The 13,280-nt window shown below is 58.5% G+C and carries 12 protein-coding genes and 1 tRNA gene; 4 read left to right on the forward strand and 9 right to left on the reverse strand.

The features are described 5' to 3' along the window. The first annotated feature begins 43 nt into the window (after nt 1–43). From P9292_RS10340 to P9292_RS10355, 4 genes are all read left to right on the forward strand, one after another. Nucleotides 44–778, forward strand: coding sequence for an SDR family NAD(P)-dependent oxidoreductase (locus P9292_RS10340; RefSeq protein ID WP_250492282.1), 735 nt, complete (start codon nt 44–46; stop codon nt 776–778). 198 nt (nt 779–976) lie between these two features. Continuing rightward, nucleotides 977–1,372 (forward strand): nuclear transport factor 2 family protein, encoded by a 396-nt coding sequence (locus P9292_RS10345; RefSeq protein WP_309842587.1) that lies wholly within the window; start codon nt 977–979, stop codon nt 1,370–1,372. Between the two features lie 761 nt (nt 1,373–2,133). Then, the gene (locus P9292_RS10350; protein WP_309958783.1) at nt 2,134–2,514 is read left to right on the forward strand and encodes a CatB-related O-acetyltransferase; all 381 of its coding nucleotides are present in this window, start codon (nt 2,134–2,136) and stop codon (nt 2,512–2,514) included. A gap of 518 nt (nt 2,515–3,032) precedes the next feature. Continuing rightward, on the forward strand, nt 3,033–3,440 hold the full coding sequence (locus P9292_RS10355; RefSeq protein WP_309958784.1) for a hypothetical protein: 408 nt from the start codon (nt 3,033–3,035) through the stop codon (nt 3,438–3,440). Between the two features lie 1,385 nt (nt 3,441–4,825). On the opposite strand, the gene P9292_RS10360 is transcribed toward P9292_RS10355, so the two are convergent. From P9292_RS10360 to P9292_RS10400, 9 genes are all read right to left on the reverse strand, one after another. Further along, nucleotides 4,826–5,209: a MerR family transcriptional regulator gene (locus P9292_RS10360; protein ID WP_244827704.1), complete on the reverse strand. Its 384-nt coding sequence runs from the start codon at nt 5,207–5,209 to the stop codon at nt 4,826–4,828. 84 nt (nt 5,210–5,293) lie between these two features. Then, entirely contained in the window at nt 5,294–5,701 is a 408-nt protein-coding gene (locus P9292_RS10365) for an integration host factor subunit alpha (protein ID WP_244827703.1), read from the reverse strand. Between the two features lie 72 nt (nt 5,702–5,773). Beyond that, on the reverse strand, nt 5,774–8,206 hold the full coding sequence (gene pheT / locus P9292_RS10370; protein WP_309958785.1) for a phenylalanine--tRNA ligase subunit beta: 2,433 nt from the start codon (nt 8,204–8,206) through the stop codon (nt 5,774–5,776). 78 nt (nt 8,207–8,284) lie between these two features. After that, the gene (pheS, locus tag P9292_RS10375) at nt 8,285–9,298 is read right to left on the reverse strand and encodes a phenylalanine--tRNA ligase subunit alpha (RefSeq protein ID WP_244827701.1); all 1,014 of its coding nucleotides are present in this window, start codon (nt 9,296–9,298) and stop codon (nt 8,285–8,287) included. Between the two features lie 202 nt (nt 9,299–9,500). Further along, the gene (gene rplT / locus P9292_RS10380) at nt 9,501–9,860 is read right to left on the reverse strand and encodes a 50S ribosomal protein L20 (protein WP_050454097.1); all 360 of its coding nucleotides are present in this window, start codon (nt 9,858–9,860) and stop codon (nt 9,501–9,503) included. Between the two features lie 29 nt (nt 9,861–9,889). Then, the gene (gene rpmI / locus P9292_RS10385) at nt 9,890–10,087 is read right to left on the reverse strand and encodes a 50S ribosomal protein L35 (RefSeq protein ID WP_244827700.1); all 198 of its coding nucleotides are present in this window, start codon (nt 10,085–10,087) and stop codon (nt 9,890–9,892) included. Between the two features lie 229 nt (nt 10,088–10,316). Beyond that, nucleotides 10,317–10,844: a translation initiation factor IF-3 gene (gene infC / locus P9292_RS10390; protein WP_074168877.1), complete on the reverse strand. Its 528-nt coding sequence runs from the start codon at nt 10,842–10,844 to the stop codon at nt 10,317–10,319. Between the two features lie 47 nt (nt 10,845–10,891). Continuing rightward, nucleotides 10,892–12,799: a threonine--tRNA ligase gene (thrS, locus tag P9292_RS10395; protein ID WP_244827699.1), complete on the reverse strand. Its 1,908-nt coding sequence runs from the start codon at nt 12,797–12,799 to the stop codon at nt 10,892–10,894. 284 nt (nt 12,800–13,083) lie between these two features. Next, nucleotides 13,084–13,160: transfer RNA gene (locus P9292_RS10400), tRNA-Val, on the reverse strand. Nucleotides 13,161–13,280 lie beyond the last annotated feature (120 nt).

Genomic DNA, 13,280 nt, shown 5'->3' on the forward strand with positions numbered 1-13,280 from the left:
AGCGATTCCTGCTTCCGTACAACTTGAAAGAAGGATGCACGACATGACCAGACTTAACGGAAAGACGGCTGTCATCACCGGTGGTGCCACGGGCATTGGCCGCGCGGCAGCGAAGCGCTTCATCGAGGAAGGCGCTTTCGTCTTCATCTTCGGCCGTCGGCAAGACGCACTCGACGATGCCGTGGCCGACCTCGGGCCCAATGCCCGTGCGGTAAAGGGCTCGGTCTCGGATGAGGCCGACCTCGACCGACTTTATGCAGCGGTGAAGGACGAGCGCGGGACCCTCGATATCGTCTTTGCGAATGCTGGCGCGGGAAGCCAGCTAGCGCTCGGCAAGATCACCGCCGAGCACATCGACGAAGCCTTCGACACCAATGTGAAGGGTTCGATCTTCACGGTCCAGAAGGCGTTGCCGCTGATGCGCGATGGCGGTTCGATCATCCTGACCGGATCGAGCGCCGGCACTACGGGCGCTCCTGGAATGAGCGCCTACAGCGCGAGCAAGGCGGCCGTGCGCAACCTCGCGCGAACGTGGGCGGAGGACCTGAAAGGCACCGGCATCCGTGTGAACGTGTTGTCACCCGGGGCGACGGCAACCGAACTCGCGAAGGAAGCGCTGGGCGAGGAAGGCCAGAAGATTTTCGCCTCGATGACTCCGCTTCAGCGCATGGCCGATCCGGCCGAGATCGGAGCGGTGGCTGCCTTTCTCGCGTCGTCGGACAGCAGCTTCATGACCGCCAGCGAGGTGGCCGTCGACGGCGGCTTGGCGCAACTTTAATGTGTTGTGGCGGCTCTGGCTAACGTCGTTCGCAGTGCCCCTTCAGTGGGCTTGTCGGTCGACGGCGGAATGCGTGGGTCCTAAGTGCCGCGTGTTGGACTGCGAAACGCGCGGCACATCGCTGAGCAGAGGCCGTCCGACGTAAGGGCGCGACCTGTTTCAGTTGCGGGCCTGTGTCACGAACATGGAGAGATACCGATGAGCACACAAGCGAACGTCCAGGTCGTGAAGGATTTCTTTGCCGCGCTGGGCAGCGGCGATAAGCAAGCTTTGCTGGCCATTTCCGCAGAGGACATCGAGTGGATCGTTCCGGGCGAGTGGGCGCTGGCCGGCACCCACCGTGGGCACGCGGACTTGGCGAACCTGTTGCAGAAGGCTTCCGAGATGGTGGATACGTCCTACCCCGCCCCGCCCGAATTCGTTGCTCAGGGTGACCGGGTTCTGGTCGTCGGCTTCGCGACGGGCCGAATCAAAGCCACGAACAAGACCTTCGAAGACCACTGGATCTTTGCCATCATCGTTCGCAATGGCAAAGTCGCGAGCATTCGCGAGTACATCGACACGCTTGCACTGGCCCGGGCCTCCGAACTTTAAGGCTAGTCGTTGTGTTGGGCGACGGAAGATCAGCAAGTCGCTGCGTTCGTAGTCTCCCCCGAGCTGGCTGATAGCCATCAACCTCGAAGAACTCATATTTGATAACTAGCAGCGGGATGAGCGGTTTCATAGTCGGATGCCTGCGCACTTCCGCGTCCAGCCAGGCGTGAGACGCCTCTTTACCTTCCGCCGCGCCGCTTCCGCAGCATCGTTTTGTGCGCCACCGACCGTCAGATACTTTCGCCCGCAATAGCGAGGAACCGTTCACGCTTTGCAGCGGGCTTCGTCATGGCGAGAGGAAGATCGGCTCTGTCTCACACATCAACGAATCCAAAGTCATTTCGCCCCGCTTGCTATCATGCCTGCCTGCGTGATGGCGGCTCGTGGTAGCGCCACGAGCCAAGCTCAAGTGTCTTGTAGCACGGGCCAACAGTGTGGATACGAAGGATTCGTGTGCACAGCGCCGTCCGGCTAATCGGCTTGACAACGACGACTTTCACAACGGCCCCAGCGCGCGAGACAGGTGATGAAGCATGAAGCCGCTATCTAAATTTTTTTCGAGAAAGGCCCCGCAACCGGCAGTCGAGGTTCCGTAACCGCCACCGGAAGTGACTGACGGACGGTTCTTTTTCCCAGTTCAGGAAATCAGAGTCGCGGTCGGTAACCACAGTCATATAAACCGACCAACCGTTTATTACTGGGGGGCTCCGTGTGCATTTGAGGTTGGGAATTACTGCTCAATTGCTCAGGGAGCAACATTCGTGTTAGGCGGCGAGCATCCGAAGCTTTCGTTGTCTACGAACACGACGCTGCATCAAATAAATGCTTCCAATAGATGGAAGGGAGACGTCGTCATTGGCAACGATGTCTGGGTCGGCGCAAACACCACCATCGTTTCAGGCGTTACGATCCACACCGGAGCGATCATCGGGGCGGGCGCCACGATCAGCAAAGATGTTCCTGCTTACGCGATAGTCGTCGGTAATCCGCAGCGCGTTCTGCGTTATCGCTTCGAGCCAGACGTGATAGCCCGATTACTCGACTCACGTTGGTGGGAACACAATCCGGAGACGTTGAATCCGCTCTTGATGAAAAGCACAGATATAAATGATTTTCTAATGCTGTTTGAGAATTCGGTTTGACGGATGGCGGATTCGTTTGGCGTCTTGTTCATTTGCTTCTCGTTCAACGATGGGAATGTGTCTCTGAAGGACCATGGGTGATGAAGCCGCACTGCCCTCTCTACAAAACTCCTATAGGCGTGTCCGATACTGGCTCCGCTTGCGGCATCGACGCTTTGCCCATCCTAGCTGTACTCTCTTGTGCGGAATCGCCTTGCCCGTTATCGCCGAGCAGATCCTACTGCCAAAAATCATTTGACCCAGGCGCTTCGATGCGGACAACCGCTTCTTCGCGCAATCTATCGACAAATCATCGGATCAGTTCGAGCGGCCACGATTGTTAGGCACACGCAGTGTTTGCCGTTGCACCTTGATCGCCACCTGAAAGACCGCGAGGCACGCGAGTATCATGCAAATCACGCCAAACTTTCGACAGGCCTGACGCTGATTGCGGCGTTTCGTTAAGTGGCGCACTCAACTTCTAACCAGACTGCCTCATATTCCGATCATCATCATTAGATAAAAAATCGGGGCGTGCCGTGTCAGCCATTCTCTCAGTTGTCGTCCGCGGTGCCACCGCCAGCCTCCACTATCTCGGGCGTCGAGACAAGAAGCCGGAGGTGACAGCGGATGCACTCGCACATGTCTATCGTGAAGTGCTCGGAACGCTCGCCGATCTTTCGGGCGTTGTGTTCCGAGTCATGTATCAGACTGATCCTGAACGGCCTTGGCCCAAAGCCGTGCTTGAGGAACTAGAACGCAAGCACGCTGAAATCAAAGACCTGGCGAACACGTCCGGCCATCTGCTGCAAGTGGATGCCCTTGAAGCCTTGCAATTCATCGCCAATGGCGAGGCACGTCAGGCCGGCATGCAACAGTTCCTGGAAGCTATCGACGCCGCACATCAGGTAGTCAGTCGACAGTGCCGTCTTGCTCAACAGAGCTGATCTAGCGATTTCAAGCGGCGTCGTAATGCAATGGTCACTCGGCGCCAGGCGCCTGTAGTGATGAAGCCTCTTGCTCAGCGAATATCGTCCTTCGTCAATCGACCGTCGGGCAAGGACCACCGTCGCACATCCTGGACTTTACGAATGCATCGCCGCCAGAGAATTGCCGTGCTGCTCGAGATGGGCCGACTCGTCGTGCGAAACCCGAGAGTTGCTTATCCTCTTCTGACCGTGCTCTCCCGCACGTGTGCAGAAAAATGGGCGGCAGTCGCCATGCCGAAGTTCATACGCGAAAATGCGCGCGCTAAAACGTTCAGATAGGTTTGCGCGCTGCATGCAATGCAAAAAACACTGAACTCGCGGCGTTCGCGATGATTGGCCGTGCCTGCCTTAACGCGATTTTGACGCGACGCTCAGCGACCCGCTCACCGCATAAAAATGCAAGGCACCGAACCGGCGATTAGAAGCTCGACGGACTCATCCGCCGTTAGTCCGCACAGAAGCGCTATTTTGTCCGGTCGATGCATCGCGATTCCTGCGGCGTATGGATAACGAAGAACAGTCGACGCATTTGACAATACTGTCGCCCTAATCAGACTTTCCGAAGCGGTATGGCACCGCTTGCTTCACAGCACGTGAAAGCTAATCGCTGCTTTTCTCAATTGCGCATGACTCTGCACGCTGAAAAGTAGTTCGCAAAGCAAACGTTTGCGGTATGCTCGCCGAAACCGTCTGGAGTTTGTTCCGAAGCGCTTGGATTCGTCGGTTTTCACTGCAGATCACAAACAAGAAAGTATCGTCTCCCTAAAGCAATTGCCCGCTTTTATTCAGACTTAAAAGGCACAAAAAGCACTTGTAACTCAGGCCCTTAAGCTCTAATCTTAAAGTGACGTATAAGGAACGCCGCCTGATGCCTTCGCTTGCTCTAGCGCCTGTCGTTCAAAGGCAACCGCTTTCAGCCCGAACTTCCAGCTTGCGTCTCGAAGTCGCAAGATGGTTCGTTTCGGTGTCATCCGCGCGCGTTACACGGTTCGGCCGCATCTATCTGGGCGGGAGCCGCTATGTATGTGTGAGCGCATACAAGAATGGCGGGCGCTTTGCGCTGTACTTCTTCCATCACGGACCTGATGACTGGCGTATCTATCCGCCTATGGGTATGGGGCCGAGCCTTGTGTACTGGTCGGTTGGTGTAGAGGCGCCAAGCGCGAACTTGACCGTCGGCTGATAGATTCAACCCATGCTTTGTGATTCGCCATTGCGTGGGTAGACCGGCACCATACAGCCCATGTTCCTCGCGCAGTCGCACTCGGAACGCAATGCACACAGACCAAAAAAATGCCGCGAGTCCGTCGCGGCATTGGTCATTCCTACAAGACCAGCGGCATTCAGCCACCGAGCAAATCGATCACCTGCGTGATCTCCTTGCGCAACTGATCGACATCGACGCCCGCTGAAGGCGCAGCCGCTACGCCCTCGATATCTTCGGCTTCGGCGTCATCGCTGATCGGGCGGCCTTGCGAATCAAGCCGATTACGCGCGCCGTTGATGGTGAATCCCTGCTCGTATAGCAGTTCGCGAATCCGCCGGATCAGCAGCACTTCATGATGCTGATAGTAGCGCCGATTGCCGCGCCGCTTGACCGGCCTCAGCTGCGTAAACTCCTGCTCCCAATAGCGCAGCACGTGCGGCTTGACACCGCACAGCTCGCTGACTTCGCCAATCGTGAAATAACGCTTGGCCGGGATCGGAGGCAAGACGACTTTTTCCATCGTCGATCAACCATCTTGGTGAGTGATGTCGATGAAGCACGGCAAGCAAAAGCGATTCGCGCGATGTTCAGCGCATGAGCGAATTCAACGCGTGAGACCTGACTCCGCTCCCGTTTCCACCAGCGCCTTCAACTTCTGACTTGCATGAAATGTGACGACACGCCGTGCCGCGATAGGAATGGCTTCGCCAGTCTTCGGATTGCGTCCCGGACGCTGCGGCTTGTCGCGCAACTGGAAGTTGCCAAAGCCGGAGAGTTTGACGCTATCGCCGCTTTCGAGCGCGTCGCGAATGACTTCGAAGAAGGCTTCGACCATGTCTTTCGCTTCGCGCTTGTTCAAGCCGACGTGGTCGAACAGCATCTCGGCCAGTTCGGCTTTCGTGAGCGTGGGCGTGTCATTGGACACGGCGCCCGAAGTCGGGATATCTCGGGTCATGGCGCTACGCTGCGCCGAAAGAAGGGCTTCGAAATCACTCGAGTTCATTTGGTTCATATCGGTAAAACGGCGGACGACGATGAAGACGGACTAAGCCAACTGCAGGCCAACTACATGCCCAACCGCAGGCTATCCGCGCAACCGCGCGCCGTGTACTCGAGCCAGGCGATCCACCAGCGTTTTGATGGCCGTATCGACCGTTTCATCCTGAAGCGTGCCGCCAGTATCTTGCAACGTAACACGGAAGGCAAGACTTTTCTCGTGCTCCGCCAACCCACCGGAAGTATTTGATTTTGGACGAAATTCGTCGAAAAGCGCAACCCTTGTGACGTGCTTGCAGGCAGGTTCGGAACGGGCATTTTCAAGCTCGTCGAGCAACGCCTGGAGCGGTACTTTCTGATCCACGACGACGGCGATATCACGCCGCACGGGCGGGAATTTCGACACTTCCGAAGGCGCCGGCAGCGCGCGATCCATCAACGCGTCCGCTTCGATTTCGAAGAGGATCGGCGCATGCGGCAGGTCGTACTTTTGCTGCCAGCGCGGATGCAGTTCTCCGATCCAGCCCACCGCCCGGCCCGCCACTTCGACACGCGCGCTGCGTCCCGGATGCAGCGCCGGATGCTCCGCCTTCACGAAGCGCGGCACGACGGGAGCAAACAGCGCTTCGACGTCGCTCTTCACGTCGAAGAAGTCGACGCTGCGCGACGGCGCGCCCCATTGCTCGTCGAGCGCGGGACCGTAGGCGAGACCGCCGATCATCTTCGGTTGCGCGAAACCTTCGACAGCCAATTCGCCCGCCGTAACCGATGCATCGCGCAAAAACACACGCCCTGCTTCGAACAAGCGAATACGGTCCGCGCGCCGGTTGAGGTTGTAGCGCAGCACGTCGATCAGACTGCCGAACAGCGTCGTGCGCATGACCGAAAGCTGACTCGCGATCGGATTGATGAGCTTCACCGGATTGTCGTTGCCGGCGAAATCCTTCTCCCAGTCGGCATCGACGAAACTGAAGTTCACGGTCTCCGAATAGTCGCGCGCGGCCACGGCATGACGCAATGTGTGGATTGAGCGCTTCGTTTCGTTCGTGCGCCGCATTTCGCTGGCAGCAACCGGCGGGCGCGCGGGAATTTTCTCGAAACCGTAGATGCGCGCGACTTCCTCGATCAGATCCTCCTCGATCTCGATATCGAAGCGATAAGCCGGCGGCGTCACGCTGAAGGTATCGCCGTCGCGCTCGAAAGCGAGATTCAGACGCGTGAAAATCTGTGCGATCTCGTCCACGCTAATGTCCACGCCGATAATGCGGTGCGCGCGCGACACGCGCATGGTCACCGGATGACGCTCGGGCACGTTGACGGTCTGATCGTCCACCGGGCCGGCCTCGCCGCCGCAGATGTCGAGGATCAGTCGCGAAATGCGTTCGATATGCTCGACAGTGGTCGAGTAATCGACACCGCGTTCGAAGCGATGCGCGGCGTCCGTCGAAAAGTTGTATTTGCGCGCACGGCCGCGAATGGCGTCCGGCCACCAGAAGGCGGCTTCGAGATAGATGTTGGTGGTATCGAGCGTGACAGCCGTGCTGTCGCCGCCCATGATGCCCGCGAGACTTTCGACCTGCGCGCCGTCCGCGATCACGCCGACGGTTTCATCCAGTTCCACAGTGTTGCCGTTGAGCAGCTTGAGCGATTCGCCCTTCTTGCCCCAACGCACTTCAATACCGCCGTGAATCTTGTCGAGATCGAACACGTGCGAGGGACGGCCGAGTTCAAGCATCACGAAATTCGAGATATCGACGAGCGCCGAGATGCTGCGTTGACCGGCGCGTTCGAGGCGCTCGACCATCCATTGCGGCGTCTTCGCGCGCGCGTTCACACCGCGAATCACGCGACCTGAAAAGCGGCCGCACAGATCCGGCGCGAGGATCTTCACTGGCAGCTTTTCGTCGAGCTTGACCTCGACCGGCGGCATGTCGAGCGACTTCAACGTCGCGCCCGTGATCGCGGCGGTTTCGCGCGCGACGCCAAAAACCGAAAGGCAGTCCGCCTTGTTCGGCGTGAGCTTGATCTCGAAGACGGTGTCGTCGAGATTGAGCGCTTCGCGAATGTCTTGTCCGATCGGCGTATCGGCCGGAAGGATCAGCAAGCCGCTATGGTCTTCCGAGAGCTTCAGTTCGCGCGCCGAGCACAGCATGCCCTGGCTTTCGACACCGCGCAGCTTCGAGAGCTTGATCGCGAAAGGCGCGCCACCGGCTTCGGCAGGCGGCAACTCCGCGCCGACCAGCGCGACTGGCACCTTGATGCCGGGCGTCACGTTCGGCGCGCCGCACACGATGCTCAACTGCTCGCCCGTGCCGGCATCGACCTGACAGACGTTGAGCTTGTCGGCGTCCGGATGCTTCGCCACTTCCAGCACTTGTCCGACGACGATCTTCTTGGTCGGCGGCGCAACCGGCCGCAGGTCTTCGACTTCGAGACCGGCCATCGTGAGTGCGTGCGCAAGTTCGTCGGTCGTGAGTGCGGGATCGACGAAGCTTCGGAGCCAGGATTCTGGGAATTGCATGTGTGTCTACGTTCGAATGAGGTGGTGTCTCTCGCCCGGTTGCTGTTGCCAAACCGGGCTCCGCGGGCCGTGCGGCGTTTAAGCGAACTGGCGCAGAAAACGCAGGTCGTTCTCGAAGAACAGACGCAAGTCCTGCACGCCGTAACGCAGCATGGCGAGACGCTCGAGGCCGCTACCGAACGCAAAACCGATATAGCGCTCCGGGTCGAGGCCCATGTTGCGGATGACGGTTGGATGTACTTGACCCGAGCCGGAGATTTCCAGCCACTTGCCCGCGTTCTTGCCGTGTTCGAACATCATGTCGATCTCGGCCGACGGCTCCGTGAACGGAAAATACGACGGGCGGAAGCGCACGAGAATGTCGTCGCGCTCGAAAAACTTCTTGAGGAAATCGGTATAGACGCCCTTCAGGTCCGCAAAGCTGATGTTCTCTTCGATCCACAGGCCTTCGACCTGGTTGAACATGGGCGAATGCGTGGCGTCGCTGTCCACGCGATACGTGCGGCCCGGCACGATCACCTTGATCGGCGGCTTGTTCATGCGCGCGTAGCGCACTTGCATCGGGCTCGTGTGCGTGCGCAGCAACAGCGGGCGGCCTTCGGCATCTTTACCGTCGACGTAGAAGGTGTCCTGCATCGAGCGCGCCGGATGGTTCTCAGGACTATTGAGCGCCGTGAAGTTGTACCAGTCGGTTTCGATCTCGGGACCGTCCGCGACATCGAAGCCGATCGTGCCGAAGATGCGCTCCACGCGCTCCCACGTGCGCATGACCGGATGCAGCGTGCCCGTGCTCGCGCCGCGTCCGGGCAAGGTAACGTCGATAGCTTCGGCAGCGAGCCGCTGGTTGAGGAGCGCGTCGGCCAGCGCCTGACGACGCGCGTTGAGCGCCGCTTCGACTTGCTGCTTGGCCACGTTGATACGCGCGCCTTCGGTCTTCTTCGCCTCCGGATCGAGCTTGCCGAGACCCTTCAGCAGTTCGGTCAGCGCGCCGGATTTGCCGAGAAAGCGGGCCTTCGCGTTTTCGAGCGCGGCGGCGTCGGAGGCTTCTTCAAAGGCGCTTTTTGCGTCGGCGACAATCTGGTCCAGATCCATTGATCCCATCTTTTCAACGTCGAAGTTCTAACTGAATTACAGTTTGGCTTATGCGCACGATTGGTTCGTACGCCTCACATGCGATAAGCAAAACCGTCCGACCAACAAAAACGGGGCTCGGTGAGAGCCCCGTTTTCTACCTTCGCGCCACCCTGAACAACCGGACGACGCTCAGGCGAACCACGCAGTACTAATTTCGCAATTAGGCTGCAACGGCGGCTTTCACCTGATTCACGATCGCAGCAAAAGCAGCCTTGTCGAACACGGCCATGTCGGCCAGCACCTTACGGTCGAGTTCGATCGAAGCCTTCTTCAGGCCGTTGATGAACACGCTGTACGTCATGTCGTGCTGACGCACCGCCGCGTTGATACGCGTGATCCACAATGCGCGGAACACACGCTTCTTGTTGCGGCGATCGCGATAGGCGTATTGCCCTGCGCGCATGACCGCTTGCTTGGCGATGCGATAGACGTTATTGCGACGGCCGCGGTAACCCTTGGCCAGACGGATGATCTTCTTGTGACGGGCCCGTGCGGTAACCCCACGTTTTACTCGAGGCATGTTGCGCTCCTATGAGTGTCGGTTAAGGGTTAGGCGAACGGCAACATTGCGCGGACGGAGTTCAGATTTGACTCATGAACGGCCGTCGTGCCACGCAAATGGCGTTTGTTCTTGGTGGTTTTCTTGGTAAGAATGTGGCGCTTGAAGGCCTGACCGCGCTTGACGGTACCGCCCGGACGCACCACGAAGCGCTTTGCAGCACTCTTCTTGGTCTTCATCTTCGGCATGAAACTACTCCAGTCTATTAGATGGTCATGGGTGTGCGGATGATCCGTCAAACAAACATCGGACCCCTTGCCGCCCTTCGAAACCCACGCTCCACTTATGTGCGGACAGCCTTTTGTGGCTACCGCTTTTCATGAGCGGCGTCACCAAAGTGACGCCAGCCCTGAAACCACCTGCGATGCCGCGCTCACGCTTTTCAACGGCGCGCGATCCAACGCTTTACGACGCTCGTTACTTACCCTTTTTCTTCGGGGCAAGCACCATGATCATCTGACGCCCTTCCATCTTCGGCATTTGCTCGACCTGACCGTATTCGTCCAGATCCGTCTTCAGACGTTCGAGCATGCGCATGCCGATTTCCTGGTGCGCCATTTCCCGCCCGCGGAAACGCAACGTGATTTTCGTCTTGTCGCCGTCTTCGAGGAAGCGCGTGAGGTTACGCAGCTTGACGTTGTAATCACCGTCGTCCGTGCCGGGGCGGAATTTGACTTCCTTCACCTGCACGATCTTCTGCTTGAGCTTCGCCTCGTGCTGCTTCTTCGCTTCCGAGTACTTGAACTTGCCGTAATCCATCAAACGGCAGACAGGCGGTGAAGCCTGCGGCGCGATTTCGACCAGATCCACGTCGAGCTGTTCCGATTGACGGAAAGCCTCGGCCAGTTTCACGATTCCGAGCGGCTCGTTGTCCACTCCGACCAAGCGCACTTCCGGCGCAGTGATTTCACCGTTGATGCGATGTGACGACTTATCAGTAGCGATGTTACGTTTCCTCTAAATATGAAAAAACAAGCCGCGCTGCGAGTGACTTACTTGAACGCCCGCACTTCCTGCTGCAGACGTTCGAGGAATGCGTCGACCGGCATCACGCCCAGATCGACACCGCCACGAGCACGCACGGCTACGGTTTGTGCATCACGCTCTTTGTCTCCGACGACCAGCAAATACGGAACCTTTTGCAGCGTGTGCTCGCGTATTTTATAGCTAATCTTCTCATTGCGCAAATCGCTCTCAACTCTAAGCCCTTGTTTTTGCAACGATTGGGCCAGAGAAGCCGCATATTCGGCCTGACTTTCGGCAATATTCAGCACGACTGCCTGCACAGGCGCGAGCCACGGCGGCATTGCACCGGCATGGTGCTCGATCAGGATGCCGAGGAAACGCTCCATCGACCCGACGATCGCGCGGTGAAGCATGACCGGACGGCGACGGCTGTTGTCCTCGCCGACGTACTCCGCGCCGAGACGCTCCGGCAACACCATGTCGAGCTGCAGCGTACCGCATTGCCAGGACCGGCCGAGCGCGTCCTTGATGTGGTACTCGATCTTCGGACCATAAAACGCGCCCTCGCCCGCGAGTTCTTGCCACTGCAGGCCGCACGCGGTGAGCGCGTCACGCAGGCCTTGCTCCGCGCGATCCCAGGTTTCGTCGGTACCGGCGCGCTGCTCCGGACGCAGCGACAACTTGATGTCGATGTGATCGAAGCCGAAGTCCTTGTACACGCTCATCGCGAGCGTATTGAACGCGATCGATTCGGCGATGAACTGATCTTCCGTGCAGAAGATGTGCGCGTCGTCCTGAACGAAACCGCGCACGCGCATAAGACCATGCAACGCGCCCGACGGCTCGTTGCGATGGCACGATCCGAACTCCGCGTAGCGCAGCGGCAGATCGCGATACGACCGAAGGCCGTGATTGAACACCTGCACGTGGCCCGGGCAGTTCATCGGCTTGATGGCGTAGTCGCGCTTCTCGGACTCGGTCGTGAACATGTTCTCGCGATAGTTCTGCCAATGACCGGACGCTTCCCACAGCGAGCGGTCCATGACCATCGGGGTCTTGATCTCGAGATAGCCGGCCTCATTGATCCGACGGCGCATGTACTGCTCGACCTGCTGCCACAGCGACCAGCCCTTCGGATGCCAGAACACCATGCCCGGCGCTTCGTCCTGCAAATGGAACAGGTCGAGCTGCTTGCCGAGCTTGCGATGATCGCGCTTCTCCGCTTCTTCGAGCATGTGGAGATACGCTTCCTGGTCTTCCTTCTTGGTCCAGGCGGTGCCGTAGATACGCTGCAACTGCTCGTTCTTCGAGTCGCCGCGCCAGTACGCGCCCGCGACCTTCATGAGCTTGAAAACCTTCAGTTTGCCGGTGGACGGCACGTGCGGACCACGGCACAGGTCGGTGAAACCGCCGTGCGAATAGAGCTTGATTTCGTCCGAAGCCGGGATCGATTCGATGATCTCCGCCTTGTACTTCTCGCCAATGCTCTTGAAGTACTCGACCGCTTCGTCGCGCGACACCACGCGCCGCGACACGGGCTCGTCTTTCTTGACGAGGTCCTGCATGCGCTTTTCGATCTTCTCGAGGTCTTCGGGCGTGAAGGGACGGCTGTACGCGAAGTCGTAATAGAAGCCGTTGTCGATGACCGGTCCGATGGTCACCTGCGCCTCGGGGAACAAGTCCTTGACCGCGTAGGCCAGCAAGTGCGCGGCAGAGTGACGAACGACATCGACGCCTTCCGGGTCTTTGTCCGTGACGATGGCGAGCGACGAATCCTGGTCGATGACAAACGACGTGTCGACGAGCTCGCCGTTGAGCTTGCCGGCAAGCGCGGCCTTGGCGAGACCCGCGCCGATCGATGCCGCGACTTCCGCGACGGTCACCGGGTGGTCGTATTGACGGACCGACCCATCAGGCAAACGTACCGAAACCATTTCGTTCTCCAAGACGCCAGCTCACGCCAGGCGAGTTCGACTAAAACATGCCGCTCGATACCGTGCAAAACCCGAGAGACAAAAAAAATGCGGCCCCGCTATCGAGGGGCCGCATTCACTTTTCACACATACCGCAAACAGATTGGCAGAAGGCGAATTAGGTCCTCGACTAGCGTCGCTCCGAAGTTGTTTCGGTCAACGTTCGACGTACCATATTTTTTCGCCTTGTGCGCAATGCGCTTCTTGCGGATTGAAGACTCGGCGGACCGAGGCTTCGTTTTCGTTGGTAGGCTCGATTGGACTCGAACCAACGACCCCCACCATGTCAAGGTGGTGCTCTAACCAGCTGAGCTACGAGCCTGAAAGAAGTGAGATTATATGGAGCGTTTCGATTTTTGGCAAGTGCATCTGTGCGATGAATCGAAAAATTATTCGTCGATCCGTTCAACTTTTCGCGCAGTGACGCTCCCGGCCGTAGCTT

Origin of the sequence: Caballeronia sp. LZ001 (genome assembly GCF_031450875.1) — a bacterium.
GTDB lineage: Bacteria > Pseudomonadota > Gammaproteobacteria > Burkholderiales > Burkholderiaceae > Caballeronia.

Coding starts and splice junctions, on each gene's coding strand:
- P9292_RS10340 (WP_250492282.1), top strand. CDS start 44: ATGACCAGACTTAACGGAAAGACGGCTGTCATCACCGGTGGTGCCACG.
- P9292_RS10345 (WP_309842587.1), top strand. CDS start 977: ATGAGCACACAAGCGAACGTCCAGGTCGTGAAGGATTTCTTTGCCGCG.
- P9292_RS10360 (WP_244827704.1), bottom strand. CDS start 5,209: ATGGAAAAAGTCGTCTTGCCTCCGATCCCGGCCAAGCGTTATTTCACG.
- P9292_RS10365 (WP_244827703.1), bottom strand. CDS start 5,701: ATGAACCAAATGAACTCGAGTGATTTCGAAGCCCTTCTTTCGGCGCAG.
- pheT (WP_309958785.1), bottom strand. CDS start 8,206: ATGCAATTCCCAGAATCCTGGCTCCGAAGCTTCGTCGATCCCGCACTC.
- pheS (WP_244827701.1), bottom strand. CDS start 9,298: ATGGATCTGGACCAGATTGTCGCCGACGCAAAAAGCGCCTTTGAAGAA.
- rplT (WP_050454097.1), bottom strand. CDS start 9,860: ATGCCTCGAGTAAAACGTGGGGTTACCGCACGGGCCCGTCACAAGAAG.
- rpmI (WP_244827700.1), bottom strand. CDS start 10,087: ATGCCGAAGATGAAGACCAAGAAGAGTGCTGCAAAGCGCTTCGTGGTG.
- thrS (WP_244827699.1), bottom strand. CDS start 12,799: ATGGTTTCGGTACGTTTGCCTGATGGGTCGGTCCGTCAATACGACCAC.